The organism is Janthinobacterium foliorum (genome assembly GCF_978021625.1).
In genome coordinates, this window is the sequence record NZ_CDXDQE010000004.1 from 127,616 (window position 1) to 144,345 (window position 16,730).

General features: G+C 59.9%; 14 protein-coding genes. 10 read left to right on the forward strand and 4 right to left on the reverse strand.

Features of this window, described 5'->3' with window-relative positions:
* The first annotated feature begins 5 nt into the window (after positions 1-5).
* From ACZ92H_RS10825 to ACZ92H_RS10845, 5 genes are all read left to right on the forward strand, one after another.
* Positions 6-911, forward strand: a complete 906-nt coding sequence (locus ACZ92H_RS10825) for a DUF6279 family lipoprotein (RefSeq protein WP_465049341.1) — start codon at positions 6-8, stop codon at positions 909-911.
* Positions 912-1,002: 91 nt separating this feature from the next.
* Positions 1,003-1,662, forward strand: a complete 660-nt coding sequence (gene rsmD / locus ACZ92H_RS10830; protein ID WP_131374860.1) for a 16S rRNA (guanine(966)-N(2))-methyltransferase RsmD — start codon at positions 1,003-1,005, stop codon at positions 1,660-1,662.
* Between the two features lie 111 nt (positions 1,663-1,773).
* The gene (gene coaD, locus ACZ92H_RS10835; RefSeq protein ID WP_034752633.1) at positions 1,774-2,271 is read left to right on the forward strand and encodes a pantetheine-phosphate adenylyltransferase; all 498 of its coding nucleotides are present in this window, start codon (positions 1,774-1,776) and stop codon (positions 2,269-2,271) included.
* Between the two features lie 14 nt (positions 2,272-2,285).
* Positions 2,286-2,552 (forward strand): YfhL family 4Fe-4S dicluster ferredoxin, encoded by a 267-nt coding sequence (locus ACZ92H_RS10840; RefSeq protein ID WP_131374858.1) that lies wholly within the window; start codon positions 2,286-2,288, stop codon positions 2,550-2,552.
* A 101-nt stretch (positions 2,553-2,653) separates the two neighbouring features.
* Positions 2,654-3,250: a chalcone isomerase family protein gene (locus tag ACZ92H_RS10845; RefSeq protein ID WP_131374856.1), complete on the forward strand. Its 597-nt coding sequence runs from the start codon at positions 2,654-2,656 to the stop codon at positions 3,248-3,250.
* A 62-nt stretch (positions 3,251-3,312) separates the two neighbouring features.
* Here the strand turns inward: ACZ92H_RS10845 and ACZ92H_RS10850 are convergent, their stop codons facing one another.
* Entirely contained in the window at positions 3,313-3,618 is a 306-nt protein-coding gene (locus ACZ92H_RS10850) for a hypothetical protein (protein ID WP_465049342.1), read from the reverse strand.
* A 201-nt stretch (positions 3,619-3,819) separates the two neighbouring features.
* Between ACZ92H_RS10850 and ACZ92H_RS10855 the strand changes: the two genes are divergently transcribed.
* Positions 3,820-4,800 (forward strand): LysR family transcriptional regulator, encoded by a 981-nt coding sequence (locus ACZ92H_RS10855; protein WP_092798951.1) that lies wholly within the window; start codon positions 3,820-3,822, stop codon positions 4,798-4,800.
* 152 nt (positions 4,801-4,952) lie between these two features.
* Here the strand turns inward: ACZ92H_RS10855 and ACZ92H_RS10860 are convergent, their stop codons facing one another.
* Together ACZ92H_RS10860 and ACZ92H_RS10865 are read right to left on the reverse strand one after the other, a co-directional pair.
* Positions 4,953-6,518, reverse strand: coding sequence for a methyl-accepting chemotaxis protein (locus ACZ92H_RS10860; RefSeq protein WP_465049343.1), 1,566 nt, complete (start codon positions 6,516-6,518; stop codon positions 4,953-4,955).
* A gap of 203 nt (positions 6,519-6,721) precedes the next feature.
* Entirely contained in the window at positions 6,722-7,177 is a 456-nt protein-coding gene (locus ACZ92H_RS10865) for an Lrp/AsnC ligand binding domain-containing protein (RefSeq protein ID WP_010393827.1), read from the reverse strand.
* Positions 7,178-7,384: 207 nt separating this feature from the next.
* Between ACZ92H_RS10865 and putA the strand changes: the two genes are divergently transcribed.
* Entirely contained in the window at positions 7,385-11,038 is a 3,654-nt protein-coding gene (gene putA, locus ACZ92H_RS10870) for a trifunctional transcriptional regulator/proline dehydrogenase/L-glutamate gamma-semialdehyde dehydrogenase (protein ID WP_465049345.1), read from the forward strand.
* A gap of 165 nt (positions 11,039-11,203) precedes the next feature.
* Here putA and ACZ92H_RS10875 read toward each other — a convergent pair whose 3' ends face one another.
* The gene (locus ACZ92H_RS10875; protein ID WP_465049346.1) at positions 11,204-11,962 is read right to left on the reverse strand and encodes a 5'-methylthioadenosine/adenosylhomocysteine nucleosidase; all 759 of its coding nucleotides are present in this window, start codon (positions 11,960-11,962) and stop codon (positions 11,204-11,206) included.
* 1,486 nt (positions 11,963-13,448) lie between these two features.
* Between ACZ92H_RS10875 and ACZ92H_RS10880 the strand changes: the two genes are divergently transcribed.
* The 3 genes from ACZ92H_RS10880 (at position 13,449) to ACZ92H_RS10890 (ending at position 16,700) form a co-directional block, all read left to right on the forward strand.
* Positions 13,449-15,074, forward strand: coding sequence for a GMC family oxidoreductase (locus tag ACZ92H_RS10880; protein ID WP_465049347.1), 1,626 nt, complete (start codon positions 13,449-13,451; stop codon positions 15,072-15,074).
* Between the two features lie 133 nt (positions 15,075-15,207).
* Positions 15,208-15,978 carry an ABC transporter ATP-binding protein gene (locus ACZ92H_RS10885; protein ID WP_465049349.1) on the forward strand — a complete coding sequence of 257 codons (771 nt, stop codon included), beginning with the start codon at positions 15,208-15,210 and terminating at the stop codon, positions 15,976-15,978.
* Positions 15,978-16,700 carry an ABC transporter ATP-binding protein gene (locus ACZ92H_RS10890; protein ID WP_465049350.1) on the forward strand — a complete coding sequence of 241 codons (723 nt, stop codon included), beginning with the start codon at positions 15,978-15,980 and terminating at the stop codon, positions 16,698-16,700. The genes ACZ92H_RS10885 and ACZ92H_RS10890 overlap by 1 nt, the downstream gene beginning before the upstream one ends.
* Positions 16,701-16,730: the final 30 nt, after the last annotated feature.

Consider the following 16,730-nt stretch of genomic DNA (forward strand, 5'->3'; position numbering starts at 1 on the left):
AGAATATGAAAAAGTTTAACACGCAGGCCCCGTATTCCACGCCCTTCAGCCGCTTTACTTATGCCGTGCTGGCCTTGCTGCTGGTCATCATGGCGGGCTGCAGCGGCTTGCGCCTGGCCTATAACAATGGCGATACGGTGCTGTACTGGTGGCTGAACGCCTATGTCGACCTGGACCGCGACCAGAAGGGCTGGGTACGCGAGGACATCGACAAGCTGTTCGACTGGCACCGCAAGACGCAGTTGCGCGATTACGTGGAAATCCTGCGCACGGGCCAGAAGCAGTTGCAAGGCAATATCACGCAAGCCGACCTGATGGCGGACTACAGCGACATCAAGCAGCGCACCCAGGCGCTGCTGCTGAAGGCGGCGCCCGAGCTGGCCGACCTGGCGCGCTCGCTCAAGCCCGAGCAGATCGCGCAGATGGAAAAAAAATTCAAGTCGAACAATGACGACTACCGCAAGAAATACCTGAGCGGCGACCAGGAAAAGCGCCAGCAGCTGCGCTACAAGAAAGCCATGGAGCAATTCGAACTGTGGTTCGGCAGTTTCAGCCGCGAACAGGAAGAGCAGATCCGCAAGGCGTCGGACGCGCGTCCGCTGAATAACGAGATCTGGCTCGACGAACGCATGCGGCGCCAGCAGAATGTATTGAACTTGGTCAAGAAAGTGCAGCAGGAAAAGCTGGGCAAGGAAGCTACCGTTGCCTTGATCAATACCCTGATCAAGGACAGTTTCGAGCGCCTCGAGCATTCCGAACGCAAGGCTTTCTTTGACGCCTACGAAGCCAGCACGGCGCAGATGGTCTTGACGGTGATCAAGATCGCCACGCCGGCGCAAAAGGCCCATGCCGTCAAGCGCATGCAGGGCTGGATCGACGATTTCAATTCCCTCGCCAGCCAGCCCAAATAAGGCGAACGGGACGCCAGCGCCAGCCGGGGGGCCGGCGCTGGGCGAGGGGGCCATATGCTATAGTGGCCGCCATCGAATTGAAGAAATCCCCATGCAAAAGAAGATTAAAAAACCTGCCAAAGTCCCCGTCCATCACGCGCCGCCACCGAACCAGGTGCGCATCATCGGCGGCCAGTGGAAGCGTTCCGTGCTGCCTGTTTTGCAGGCACTGGGCTTGCGCCCCACGCCAGACAGGGTGCGCGAAACCGTGTTCAACTGGATCAACCACTTGCGCGACGGCGACTGGTCCAGCGCCCAGGTGCTGGACCTGTTCGCCGGCAGCGGCGCGCTGGGCTTCGAAGCGGCCAGCCGCGGCGCCGCGTCCGTCACCATGGTCGATACGCACACGCCCGTGATCCGCCAGCTGGAAGAGAACAAGGCCAAATTGCGCGCGGACAATGTGCAGCTGCTGCGCGGCGACGCGCTGCTGACGGCGCAAGGCCTGGCGGCACGGGGCCAGCGCTTCGACCTGATCTTCCTCGACCCGCCGTACCAGCAGGATTTCCTCGCCAAAGTATTGCCGCTGTGCCCCAATCTGCTCAAGGAAGGCGGCATGATCTATGCGGAATCGGGCTTGCCGCTGGTCTTCGATGCGCAGAGCGAACTGGAAAAACCGGAATGGATGGCGCCGTGGGAAGTCATCCGCGCAGACAAAGCGGGCACCGTCTACTATCATTTGCTAACTTACAACAAAGTGCCGGCAACGGCCTGAATCTGCCTATAAAACAGGCAAAAAGCGGGCAAAAGCGGCCGCTGGCCCAAGGCGAAGCACCAATTTCAGGCATAATGCGCGTCTATATTGGTGCATCGTCAGGGAGCCGCAATGGTTGTAGCCGTTTATCCAGGAACATTCGATCCGCTCACGCGCGGTCATGAAGATTTGGTGCGCCGCGCATCGGGTCTGTTTGACAAGCTGATCGTCGGTGTGGCCGACAGCAAGAACAAGCAACCGTTTTTCTCGCTCGACGAACGCCTGGAAATCGCCAACGAAGTGCTCGGTCACTACCCGAATGTGCAGGTGGAAAGCTTTTCCGGCTTGCTCAAGGATTTCGTGCGCAAGCATGAAGCGCGCGTCATCGTGCGCGGCTTGCGCGCCGTCTCCGACTTCGAATACGAATTCCAGATGGCGGGCATGAACCGCTACCTGCTGCCCGATGTCGAAACCATGTTCCTGACGCCGTCCGACCAGTACCAGTTTATTTCAGGCACCATCGTGCGCGAAATCGCGGCGCTGGGCGGCGACGTCTCCAAGTTTGTCTTCCCCTCGGTGAACCGCTGGCTGCAAAACAAGATTGCCGCCAACGCTGCCTCATCGCAATAAGTAAGAGTGAAATCATGGCATTACTGATCACCGACGAATGCATCAATTGCGACATTTGCGAGCCCGAGTGCCCGAATGACGCCATCTACATGGGCGCGGAAATCTACGAAATCGATCCCAACAAGTGTACCGAATGCGTGGGCCACTTTGACGAGCCGCAATGCCAGCAAGTGTGCCCCGTCAGCTGCATCCCCTTCAATCCCGCCTGGCGCGAGACGCCGGAACAGCTGATGGCCAAGTACGAGCGCCTGCAGGCCGAGCTGCCGGCCGCCAAGGCCTAAACTTTCTTCCGCGCCACTTCTGCGTGGCGCCAGCTTCTGCCAACTGTTCTACACTGTGTGCTGGCTGTTCCGCAGCAAATGGTTATCCACGGAGGTAGAAGATGCAAATAAGCACATCCCGTTTGATCCGCGCGCTGGGCGCCGCCTGCCTGTGCGGCTTCCTGGCGCAGCCGGCGCTGGCCGTCGACGTGGGCGGCGTCAAGCTGGACGAGACGGTGCAGCTGGCCAACCGCGAATTAAAGCTCAACGGCGCCGGCGTGCGCTACAAGGTCATCTTCAAGGTCTATACGATCGCCCTGTACCTGCCGGAAAAGAAAACCCAGCTGGCCGACATCCTGGCACTGCCCGGGCCGCGCCGTCTGGAGATCGTCATGCTGCGCGACATTACTTCCGACGAGCTGGGCCAAGCCTTCATGCAGGGCTTGAACCGCAGTTCCGACCAGGCCGACCGCACGCGCCTGCTGAGCCAGACGATGCAGTTCGGCGCCATGTTCGAAATGGTGCCGGGCCTGAAGAAGGGCGATATCCTGACGGTGGACTGGCTGCCGGACGAAGGCACCTTGTGCAAGCTGAACGGCAAGCAGGTGGGCGACAAGGTGCCGGAGCTGGCCTTCTACAATGCCCTGCTGAAAATCTGGATCGGCGCCCATCCGGCCGATACCCAGTTGCGGGCGCATTTGCTGGGCGACGTGGCGTAAGGAAAACGCGGGCGTAAAAAAAGCCGGTGCGCACACCGGCTCATCTTTCCGTAACAGCGAACTTATGCGCGTGTCGACAGGGCGCGCAGTTCGGCGGCATTGCTGGGCGACACGCCATCCATCTTGCCCAGGGTGCGCTTGAGCGCCTGCGCTTCGCGCACTTGCTGGCGCGCCAGGCGTTCTTCGCGGCTCAGCTTGGGACGCACCACCAGCACCATGGCGCGCGCGATACCCACCAGCAAAGGCTTGAACAGCAGGGCGAAAGCCCCCACGGCCACGATCACGAGGGCGATTTGCAGGGTGTTCAGCAGCGACATCTCCAGCACGGGTGCGGATACTGCGTACAGGGCGGAGGCGAAGGTAGACATACTGTTCCAGTGCATTATAGAATTTGCCAGTACTATAGTGCAGTGCAACATATAAATCTAATTCCATTTCTTGATACCAATTATATGAATCGTGAATGGAAAAGTGTAATATTTTTTTACGAGTGAAAATATTCCTGCCCAGCGCGGTTTACACTCATTAATAATCAATTATCTGACTTCAACTTTTATCTTGGGCTTTCCATGAGTTTTCTGACGCTGGATCTGAACTTGCTGCGTGTTTTCGACGCCGTCATGACGGAACAAAACCTGACGCGCGCAGCCGGCCACCTGGCGATGACGCAGCCGGCGGTATCGAACGCCATCAAACGCCTGCGCGAGAGCCTTGGTGACGAATTGCTGATCCGCACGGCCTATGGCGTGAAACCCACGCCGCGCGCCGAAGCGCTGTGGCCGTCCGTGCGCTCGGCCCTGGCCAGCCTGGAAGCGGCCGTGACGCCGGAAACCTTTGATGTGTCGAAGACCCACGCGACGTTCCGCATGGCCATGGCCGACGCCACGGCCGCGTTCTGGCTGCCTTCCCTGATGCGCTCGATCGAACGCGAAGCGCCGGGCGTCAACGTGCGCATGATGCCGCTGACCACGCGCGAGCCGCGTCCGATGCTGCTGCGCGGCGACATCGACCTGGCCGTGGGCTTCTTTCCCGGCGTGGCGGCACAACTGTCGAGCGAAACGGGCTCGCCCATCCGCCACGAGCGCCTGTATTCCGGCAAGTATGTGTGCGTGATGCGCCGTGGCCATCCGCTGGCCAATCAGGAACTGACCCTGGATAACTATTGCGCGGCGAATCATCTGTTGGTGAGCTTTTCCGGCCGCGCGCACGGCTTGATTGACGAGGCGCTGTCGCAGATCCACCGCGAACGGCGCATCTTGTTGACGGTGAACCAGTTCTTCACGGCGGGAAGAGTGGTCGCCAATTCCGACCTGATCACCGTCTTGCCGCGCCATTTGATCGCCTCGACAGGCATGACGGAATCGCTGCTGTACAAGGATTTGCCGCTGACCCTGCCGGCCGTCCACCTGGACATGCTGTGGCACGAGCGCGATGCGCGCAGCCCCGCCCACAAATGGCTGCGCAATCACCTGGAAAGCATGAACACGCCCACCTTGCGCACGGCCACGGCGGCCGGCGGCGGCGTGGCGCCCAAGCCGCACGTCGAGTGAAAAACAGTCGCGCCACGAACGTCTGAGAAAATCGCGGCGAGCGGAAGTCAGGCTCGGCGCCGCCGTTGGCCCGAGAAGCGGAACGGTGCTCAAGCACAGTGCGCATCGCAGGCCGCCAATGACGACGCGCAATCGAGTTCCTCAGATGTGCATCATGCGTGGCTGCTGGAGCGGTAACCGATCCGGAACCCGCCCCAGTGCTTGCCATCGACGTGGATCGGCACGGACAAGTCGTGCATGACCTCGCCCGTGTCGCGTTTATAGGTCTGCAGCAGGAACGGTTTCGTGTTGCTGCCGCAACGCGCGCCCGTGCGGTCGCTGAAGATGCGCTTGGTACGGTTGTGCACAATATCGTGGTCGTAGTCGCCCGTCAGCGGCTGCGAAAACTTCTTGTTATGCGTTGGAAAGTATCCATTGTTATCGACGGCGCCCGCGTAGGCCAAATGGGGCAGGGCGGCCAGCACGCCTTCCTGCACCGCCGGCAGCACCTTGTCCGTAAACCCGTCGAACTGCGTGTTGTGCTTCGGCGGATTGGTGTTCGGGATGGGGCGGTAGTGGCGGTCGAACAGGGCTTCGCGCGTGATGCGGCCCGAGGCGATGGCTTGCTCGAACAATTTGCCCACCTCGCGCGCGGCGCGCTGGGCAGCTTCGCGGATTTCGTCATGCGGCGTGGCCACGCTCGATTCACCGAGGGCGCCGGCGATCACTTCGGCCCGCTCGGCCAGGGCCATGGCCGATTGCGTGGCGCGCGGCAATGCGGCGTTGGTCGACAGCATGCTGTCGCGGATTTGCAGGATGGCGTCGGCGATCACCTGCGTCGTATCGACGTGTTCGCGCGAGGCGCGGGCGATCTGCCCGATCTCGTCCTCCGACACGCCCGACGATTCCTCGATGTGGCTGAGCGAAGCGTGCACGCTTTGCACATTGCGCGCCGCCTCCGTCACGCCGGCCGCCAGCGAACTCATGCCGCGCGCGGCCTTTTCCGACTGCTCATTGATTTCGCGCACCATCACGCTGATTTCATCGGACGCTTCCTTGGTGCGCTGCGCCAATTGCCGCACTTCCCCCGCCACCACGGCAAAGCCGCGACCGTGTTCGCCCGCCCGCGCCGCCTCGATGGCGGCGTTCAGCGCCAGCAGATTGGTGCGCGCGGAAATATCGGAAATGGCTTCCGTGAACCCCGTGATGCGCCTGGATTTTTCCTGCAGGCTGAGCATGGTGCTGGAGGCGCCTTGCGCTTCCTCGCGGGCGCTGTTGATGCGCCGCAGCCCCTGGTCCACTTCCGCCCGCGCCGCCACGCTTTCCACGCGCACGCCGGCAGCCACCTTGGCGGCCCGCTCCGCGTTGGCGGCGATCTTTTCCGTCATCGCCGCGTTCTGTTCCGAACTGTCGGCAATGTCGCTGGCCGTCTGCACGTCCAGTTCCACTTTCTGTTTGACGGAATCGACAAAGTACGAGGTTTCCGCCGCGCCGATCATGATGGCATCGATGGCCTTGCCTACCGTATCGGCGAACTGGTGCAGACCAGGTTCGCCGCGCGGACGGCCGGCGAATGCCAGCAGCGCGGCGCCGGCAGCGGCCGCCACGCAGGCTATCAGATAAGGATGCTCGCCGCCGCCCAGCGCCAGCAGCAGCAGGTAAGCCAGGCAACAGGCCACGGCCATGGCCAGGATTGTGCATACAAAGAAACGCACCAGCTGATGCTGCAATTGCTTCATTTGTCCCCCCGCTGCGCGAAACCGTCACGCCCCCGCCGGAGACGTGCTGTAACCGTATGCGGGGAGGCACGATTGCCTGCCTTGCACCCTGAACTGGCGTCTGCGCGTCGTTTCAGGCGGCTACCGGATTGCAGAATAGTAGTTCTACCCTACAACATTTGTTCCGATAGCTCAATCAGAAAAGCGGCAGCGCTACACCGGGGTCACTTAATCGGCAATTTGGTCGTGTTCTTGACTTCTTCCATGACGGCATACGTGTGGGTTTCCCGCACACCTTTTTGCAGCAGGGTCTTGCCGAGGAATTCACGGTAAGCGGCCATATCCTTGACGCGCGCCTTGACCAGGTAATCGAAACCGCCGGCGACCATATGACATTCCAGTACCTCTGGAATGATTTGTACGCTATGCTTGAAGGCGTCGAACACTTCCGGTGTCGTGCGATCGAGCACCACTTCGATGAAGACCAGCAGCGAAACGTCGAGCAACTGCGGGTTCAACTGGGCCGTGTAGCCCATGATGTAACCCGATTCATGCAGCTTGCGCACGCGCTCCAGGCAAGCGGCCGGCGACAGGTTTACCCGCGCCGCCAGTTCCACGTTGCTGATGCGCCCGTCGCTCTGCAATTCCATCAAGATTTTCTTACTGATCTTGTCCAGCATGCGAATCACCCCCATATAAATATTATTTGGTTAAATTGTCGCATCAAAAACTATCTATTGCTAGTCCTCTGTATTACCAGAATTAATCCATAAGAATCCCCTTTACAATCGAATCATCTTAACGTTCGACTTTCTGTATTTTTTTGCACCAAAATGGAGCAAAAATTAGCGCAAGTGTCGACTCCTTTTTCCTTGTAAAGAGCTCCTATGCACCCTGCTGGCCCTTCGGCTTTTACCCCGATTCCCTTTGCTGCGCTCCAGGCGGAAATCCTGCCCGAAGCGACGCCACAACGCGCTGCCATCACGGCCGCCTATAGGCGCGACGAGGTTTCCGCTGTGCAGTGGCTGCTGCAACAAGTACGCGCCAGCAGCACCGAAACGACGGCCGAAGGCCAGGCCCTGGCGCACCGCCTGGTCTCGAACGTGCGCCAAAAACGCACACGCGCCTCCGGGGTGGATGCACTGATGCATGAGTTCTCGCTGTCGTCGGAAGAGGGCGTTGCACTGATGTGTTTGGCTGAAGCGCTGTTGCGTATACCCGACAGTCAAACGGCCGATCGCCTGATCGCCGACAAAATCAGCAAAGGCGACTGGCGCAAGCATCTGGGCGAATCGCCGTCCCTGTTCGTCAATGCGGCCACCTGGGGCTTGCTGATCACGGGCAAATTGGTCAGTACCAGCAGCGAGTCCGGCCTCGGTTCGGCCATGACCAAACTCATCGCCAAGGGCGGCGAGCCGCTGATCCGCAAGGGCGTCGACCTGGCCATGCGCATGCTGGGCAACCAGTTCGTGACGGGACAAACCATCGAGGAAGCGCTGAAAAACAGCCGCGACAACGAAACACGCGGCTACCGCTACTCGTACGACATGCTGGGCGAAGCGGCGCTGACGGAAACGGACGCCGCCAACTACTACGCGTCATACGAAACGGCGATCCACGCCATCGGCAAGGCCTCGAACGGCCGCGGCATCAAGAACGGGCCCGGTATTTCCGTGAAACTGTCGGCCCTGCACGCGCGCTACAGCCGCGCCCAGCGCGCCCGCGTCATGACGGAGTTGCTGCCGCGCGTCAAAGCTTTGCTGTTGCTGGCAAAACAGTACAACATCGGCTTCAATATCGATGCGGAAGAAACGGACCGCCTGGAACTGTCGCTCGACCTGATGGAAGCGCTGGCGTTTGATCCGGAGCTGGCCGGCTTCGAGGGCATCGGCTACGTGGTGCAGGCGTATCAGAAGCGCTGCCCGTTCGCCATCGATTACCTGATCGACCTGGCCCGCCGCAGCGGCCGCAAGTTCATGGTGCGCCTGGTCAAAGGCGCATATTGGGATGCGGAAATCAAACGCGCGCAAGTCGATGGCCAGGAAGGCTATCCCGTCTATACGCGCAAGGTTTACACGGACGTGTCCTACCTCGTGTGCGCGCAAAAACTGCTGGCCGCCAGCAGCTTGATCTACCCGCAATTTGCCACGCACAACGCGCAAACCCTGTCGACCATCTTTACCTGGGCGAAACGCGACGGCATCACTGACTACGAATTCCAGTGCCTGCACGGCATGGGCGAGACCCTGTACGACCAGGTCGTCGGTCCGGCCAACCTGGACAAGCCCTGCCGCATCTACGCCCCCGTCGGCTCGCACGAAACCCTGCTGGCCTACCTGGTGCGCCGCCTGCTGGAAAACGGCGCCAACTCGTCGTTCGTCAACCAGATCGTCGACGAGAGCGTGGCCATCGATAGCCTGATCCGCGATCCCCTGGAACAGGCACGCCTGCAGGGCGGCTTGCCGCACCCGTCGATTCCGCTGCCGCTGGACATGTTTGGCAGCGAGCGCAAGAACTCGGCAGGCCTGGACCTGTCGAACGAAGACACCTTGCGCACCCTGGCCGCCGGCCTGGCGCAGCAGCAGCAATGGCAAGCGGGACCGCTGATCGATGGCGCCGTCAGCCTGAATACCCCCATGCAGGTCATCCATAATCCGGCGCAGCACGACGATGTCGTCGGCAAGGTCATGGAAGCGGGCCAGGCCGACGTGGAAACGGCCCTGGCCAGCGCCAGCGCCTATGCCATGGATTGGCAAACGACAGAACCCTTGCTGCGCGCGCAAGCCTTGCAGCGCGCCGCCGACCTGTTCGAGGAACACCATATCGAGCTGATGGCCCTGGCCGTGCGCGAGGCGGGCAAGTCGCTGCCGAACGCCATCGCGGAAATTCGCGAAGCCGTCGACTTCCTGCGCTACTACGCGGCGCAAGTGGAACACGCGCCGAACAGCCTGGCGCTGGGTCCCGTTACCTGCATCAGCCCGTGGAATTTCCCGTTGGCCATCTTTACGGGCCAGCTGGCCGCCGCCCTGGCCGCAGGCAACGTGGTGCTGGCCAAGCCTGCCGAGCAGACGCCGTTGATCGCCCACCGCGCCGTGCAATTGCTGCATGAAGCGGGCGTGCCGCGCGGCGCCCTGCAATTCCTGCCCGGCAGCGGCGAAGTGGTTGGCGCCGGCCTGTGCAATGACGCGCGCGTGAAAGGCGTGATTTTCACGGGCTCGACGGAAGTGGCACAATTGATCAACCGCAACCTGGCCGCGCGCGCCGTGGCGGAAAGCATCGACATTCCCCTGATCGCCGAAACGGGCGGGCAGAACGCGCTGATCGTCGATTCGTCCGCCTTGCCGGAACAGGTGGTGCAGGACGTGATGTCATCCGCGTTCGACAGTGCCGGCCAGCGCTGCTCGGCCCTGCGCGTGCTGTTCCTGCAGGCGGAAATCGCCGACAAGACCATCCACATGCTGAAAGGCGCCATGCAGGAATTGCGAGTCGGTAATCCCGACCGCCTGGCAACGGATATCGGCCCCGTCATCGATGCGGAAGCGCAGGGCAATTTGCTGGCGCACATCAACAAGATGAAAACCGTGGCCCTCGACCATTATTCACTCGACTTGCCCACCGTGAAAGGGACGTTCGTCGCGCCGACCGTGCTGGAAATCAAGTCGCTGGAGCAATTGACGCACGAAGTCTTCGGCCCCGTGCTGCACGTGATCCGCTACAAGCGCGCCGAACTGCCGCAACTGGTGCAATCGATCAACGACAGCGGCTATGGCCTGACCCTGGGCATCCACACGCGCATCGATGAAACCATCGACTTCATCACCAAGCGCGCGCACGTGGGCAATATCTACGTCAACCGCAACATCGTCGGCGCCGTGGTGGGCGTGCAACCGTTCGGCGGCGAAGGCAAGTCCGGCACGGGACCCAAGGCGGGCGGCCCCCTGTACCTGAAACGCCTGCAGCGCAATGCGCCGGCCGGCGCGCAGCACCAGCGCCAGGCGGCGCCGGCGCTTGACGCGCTGATCGTCTGGGCGAAGATGCACGGCCACGACAAGGTACAGCAGCTGGCGCAGGAATACGCGCGCACGACGTTGCTGGGCAGCACTACCGTCTTGCCGGGCCCGACGGGCGAACGCAATACCCTGAGCTTTGCCGCACGGGGCACGATTTTGTGCGCGGCGGCGAACACGGGGGTGCTGATGAATCAGCTGGCGGCCGTGCTGGCGACGGGCAACCAGGCGCTGGTGCTGGCGCAATCGCCGGCGCTGATTCCCGGCGACCTGCCGGCGGCGCTGAAGGACCGCATCCACACCGTCACGAGCCTCGAGTCCGTCAAACATGATTTCCAGATCGCCATGATCGAACCCGTGCTCGACAGCCAGCTCAAACCGCTGCTGGCGGCCCGGGAAGGCGCCCTGGTGGGCACCATCGAGACGACGGAGGAGGGTGTCATCCCCCTGTGGCGTCTGGTCGCTGAGCGGGCCCTGTGCGTGAATACGACGGCGGCCGGTGGCAATGCGAGCTTGATGATGCTCAGTGTTTAAAGCAAGCTGACAAAAAGTCCATGGCGTTGTTGCCTTGCCTGGCCGTACGTTCATACGGCCAGCGGCAAGGCGCGTGGCCCTGAACGTTGTTCAGCTTCCTTTGCTTTTGAAATTAGAAGGGCGGAACCAGTGGTTCTGCCCTTTTTTATGCACGCTCGCATACATTCAGCCAGCCAGGCGCTGGCACAGCTGCTGAATGACCGCAAATGCATACGGCGAGGCGACGCTCTGCACGAAACGCATGAAGTCGACGGCCGCCTCTTCGTTGGCGTTGTCGGAAATGGTGCGCATGACCGTAAACGGCACGCCCAGTTCAAAGCACACTTGCGCCACGGCGGCGCCTTCCATTTCGACGGCCAGCAAATCGGGCAAGTCGTGCTTCAACTGGCGAATGTGCGCGGCGCTGCGGATGAACTGGTCGCCGCTGGCGATCATGCCGCGGTGTACTTTCGCGTGCTGCAGGCCGAATTGCGCGATATCCGCAGCTTGCAGCACGCTGGAAGCGTCATCACGCAGGAAATCTTCCGCGGCGCCGGCCAGCCGGGTGCTCAGTTCCAGGTCCGTCGCAAAGCGCTGCAGTCCCGTCAACGGCACTTCAAAACGGGGAAACAGGGGACGGGCATCCATGTCGTGCTGCAGCAGCGCTTCCGCCACCACGATATCGCCGACTTTCACCTGCTTATCCCCACTGCCGGCCACGCCCGTGAAGACGATGTGGGTAACTCCGTACTTTTCCACAAGGATGGAAGCTGTCATGGCAGCGGCAACCTTGCCCAGACGCGACAGGACGCACACAGCGTCGATATTCCACAGGGTCCCCAGGGTGTAGTCGCGCATGCCGTGCGAATGCCTCTGGGGGCCTTGCATGGCTTCCACCAGCCCCTGCTGTTCTTCGTGCAAGGCACTGATGATGCCTAAACGCATTTTTTTACTTGAATTCATGCTGTTTTTACAGGGCTTTCAGGTTGAAAAACATCAAACACGGGGTTAACAGCCGTTTTGGCGACTTTTCCACCGTTCGCGTTTGTCTCTGTGTTTTAAATAAAGATGTATACATAAAAATAGTAGTGATAGTAAACGGCCATTTTTTTGTGGATAAGTCGGTATACCGTATAAAAATCATCAACTTGGCGCATAAAAAAGTACGCGCATAAGCATTGTATCGAGCAAGGACTTGTTTGGGATAAAAGTTCGCTTGTGGACAAAGATCGACTTTTCCCACATCTCATCCTGTGGATATGCAGGCACTTATCCACACCGGCCAGCAAAAATCGTGGTTTTTCAGGCTGCAGTGATCGATTTGACGCTGTTCATCGCTGCCGTTCAACGCAGTCCATCCACGCTGCATCGGCGTCGGCATGGTTCCTTCACGAACGCTGGCATCCAGGTGATTCCTGGAAGACGGTTTGGCAGTGGCTCGCGGCGTTGTCGTTGGCACTTTTTTTTGACGTTTTTTGCCTGCTTTTTAAAAATATCCCCGGACTTGCGCTTTTTTTGTCGGTTTACAATAGATCTATATATAAAAATAGTAGTAATAGTAAACGCGTTTTTTTCTGTGGATAAGTCTCTTTTTTTCAACAGGATCAAACGTTTACGTGAAAAATAAAGCGTGCATAATCGCTGTATCAGGCGAGGAGCAAAATTGTATAAAATACGCGCCTGCGCATAACTTCGGGTTTACGCACAAGTCATCCTGTGGATATCAAGTGAGTTATCCACAATCGTCTCAAATTTCCCTCTTTTTACGTTGCTGTCTTTGTTGGCCACATGCCTGGCAAGGCCCGCTTGCGTCGGCTTGTCTGCCAAACGGTTTGGCAGTGCTGTGCGCGTGTCGTTGGCCGTGCCGGTTTTCGTCGCTCAGTTGTTGGCGCCGTTTTTTTTTCCAAGCAAGCAGCTTTTTTTTTGCTGACGGTGCATTGGCGGCATGCCGTCGCGTGCAGCCGGGCAAAGCGCAGCGTTGTCGGGTTTACCTTAACAAGCTTGTATACAAACATAGTAATAGTAGTTAACGTGCACTCCTTCTGTGGATAACTACGGATTTATCCTTGTAAACAATCGCTTGGCGCACGGATAAACGCTGAGTAAGCGTTGTATGCCCATAGGATGGTTTCTGGACAAAAAAATGCATCGAAAAAAAATTTTCGTTTACGCACATAGTGTCCCTGTGGATATCCATATGCTTATCCACAGCTGCCAGCTCCTGTTTTGCTGCGCAGGCCACGCTTTTTTTGATGTCGAACGGGTCGCCGGATGATTAATGTCGCCTAGTCACGGCACTGGTGGTACTCTGGCTTGCGGCTTGCAAGCTACATGCAGCCGTGCATGCGGGAACGAATACAGACTCTGGTAACGGGACGCGGCGGGGAGACACGCCGCGCGACAGCTTGATGGCATACCTAAAGGAGCTTCATTGGAATCGGCAGGCGAATACGACTACATCATCGTGGGCGGGGGCACGGCTGGCTGCGTGCTGGCCAACCGGCTCACGCGCGACAAGGATGCCAGCGTCTTGCTGGTGGAAGCGGGCGGCAGGGATGACTACGTGTGGATCCATATCCCCGTCGGCTACCTGCATTGCATCGGCAATCCCCGCACGGACTGGCTGTATTCCACGCAGGCGGATGCGGGTTTGGGCGGGCGCAGCCTGATTTATCCACGCGGAAAAGTCTTGGGCGGCAGCTCGTCCATCAACGGCATGATCTACATGCGGGGCCAGGCCGGCGATTACGACCACTGGGCGGACCTGACGGACGACGCTTCGTGGCGTTGGGACAAGGTCCTGCCGCTCTTTAAACAAAGCGAGGATTATTACGGCGGCGCCTCGGAAAACCATGGCACGGGGGGCGAGTGGCGCGTGGAAAAACAGCGCCTGTCGTGGGATATCCTGAACGCGTTTCGCGATGCGGCGCAGCAAGTCGGCATCCCGAAAACCAGCGATTTCAATGGCGGAGACAATAGCGGCAGCGCGTATTTCGACGTCAACCAGCGCCGCGGCATCCGCTGGAATACCTCGAAAGCCTTTTTGAAACCGGCTGCGCGGCGGCCGAATCTGACCATCATGACCGGTTGCCACGTGGAACGGTTATTAATGGAAACGACGCCATCCGGACCCCGTTGCACGGGCATCGTGTTTACGGGCGGCGGCACGCAATGGCAGGCGATGGCCCGGCGCGAAACGTTGCTGACGGCGGGCGCCATCGGTTCGCCGCAATTGCTGCAATTGTCCGGCATCGGCCCGGCCGCCTTGCTGCAGCAGCATGGCATCGTCCCCGTGCTGGACTCTGCCGGCGTGGGCGGCAATCTGCAAGACCATCTGCAGCTGCGCATGGTTTTCAAAGTGCAGGGCGTCAAGACCTTGAATGTGATGGCCAGCAATGTCTTCGGCAAGATGCAGATCGGCTTGCAATATGCGCTGTTCCAGAGCGGACCCATGTCGATGGCGCCGTCGCAGCTGGGGGCGTTCGCCAAGTCGGACCCGCAGCAAGCCACGCCGAACCTGCAATACCATGTGCAACCGTTGTCGCTGGATAAGTTTGGCGAGCCGCTGCATGCGTTTCCCGCGTTTACGGCCAGCGTCTGTAACCTGCGTCCCACCTCGCGCGGACGGGTCGATATCGCTTCGGCCGACAGCTACGCGGCGCCGAAGATCGTGCCCAATTACCTGAGTACCGGGCAGGACCGCAAGGTGGCGGCCGATGCCCTGCGCCTGACGCGGAGCATCGCCGCCGCGCCGGCGCTCAAGCGCTTTGCGCCGCAGGAATACAAGCCAGGCGTGCAATTCCAGACCGAGGAAGAGCTGGCGCAGGCGGCCAGCCAGATCGGCACGACGATTTTTCACCCCGTGGGCACGTGCCGCATGGGCCTGGCCAGCGATCCCTTGAGCGTCGTCGACAGCCAGCTGCGCGTGCTCGGCGTGGCCGGACTGCGCGTGGTCGATGCCTCCATCATGCCCTACATCACGTCGGGCAATACCAACTCGCCCACCGTGATGATCGCGGAAAAAGCGGCGCAAATGATACACGCGGCCTGGAAATGACGGGCTAAAAGCGCGCGTTTGCGCCATTCGGGCTGGCCAAAAATCCCCGTAGTTATACTGTATTGTGCGTTAAATTTAAGTTGTGTATTATAAAAATGACTAAGTAGTACAAAAAGTACAACTAGGAGACACGATGTCAAACGTAATCTTGGAAACAAGAAATTTGACCAAGGAATTCAAGGGTTTCACGGCAGTCAGTGACGTCAACTTGAAGGTAGAGCGGGGCCATATCCACGCCTTGATCGGTCCGAACGGCGCCGGCAAGACCACGTGTTTCAACCTGCTCACCAAATTCCTGGTCCCCACATCCGGACAGATCCTGTTCAATGGGAAAGACATCACGGCCGCCAAGCCGGCCCAGATCGCCCGCATGGGCGTGATCCGCTCGTTCCAGATTTCCGCCGTTTTCCCCCATTTGTCCGTGCTGCAAAACGTGCGCATCGGCTTGCAGCGCCAGCTGGGTACCTCGTTCCATTTCTGGCAAAGCGAACGTTCCTTGAACCGGCTCAACGAGCGTGCCATGGCCTTGCTGGCCGAAGTGGACCTGACGGAGTTTGCCGACACCATCACGGTCGACATGCCGTACGGGCGCAAGCGGGCGCTGGAAATTGCCACCACTTTGGCGATGGAACCGGAAATGATGCTGCTTGACGAACCGACCCAGGGCATGGGCCACGAAGACGTGCACCGGGTGACGGAACTGATCAAGAAGGTCTCGGCCGGCCGCACCATCCTGATGGTGGAACACAATATGAACGTGGTTTCTGGCATCTGCGACAAGATTTCCGTGCTGCAGCGCGGCGCCATGCTGGCCGAAGGCAGCTACGCGGAAGTGTCGCGCAATCCGCAGGTGATGGAAGCGTACATGGGCACCACCCACGCCGAGCTGGAAGGGGCGCATTGATGACTTCTACCACCAAGGCACCGGCGCTGGAGATTGCACAGTTACATACCTGGTATGGCGAATCGCACATCCTGCATGACGTCAATTTGACAGTGGAGCAGGGTGAAGTGGTGACTTTGCTGGGCCGTAACGGCGCCGGCCGCACGACGACCTTGCGCGCCATCATGGGCTTGACGGGTGCGCGCACGGGCTCCATCAAGGTCAATGGCGTCGAAGCGATCGGTTTGGCCACGCACAAAATCGCCCACCTGGGCATCGGTTACTGTCCTGAAGAGCGCGGCATTTTTTCCTCGCTGTCGACGGAGGAAAACCTGATGCTGCCGCCCACCCTGGCCAGCGGCGAGAAGGGCATGACGGTGGAGGAAATCTACGCCATGTTCCCCAACCTGCAGGAGCGCCGCCACAGCCAGGGCACGCGGCTGTCCGGCGGCGAGCAGCAGATGCTGGCCGTGGCGCGCATCCTGCGCACGGGCGCGCGCCTGCTGTTGCTCGATGAAATTTCCGAGGGCCTGGCGCCCGTCATCGTGCAGGGCCTGGCGCGCATGATCACCACCCTGAAGGCAAAGGGCTACACCATCGTCATGGTGGAACAGAATTTCCGGTTTGCTGCGCCGCTGGCGGACCGGTTTTACGTGATGGAGCATGGTCAGATCGTCGAGACTTTTGCTGCATCCGAACTGGAAGCCAAGATGCCGGTATTGACCGAGCTGCTTGGCGTGTAATGCCCATGTAGTTCCGTATCGTCGTCGAGC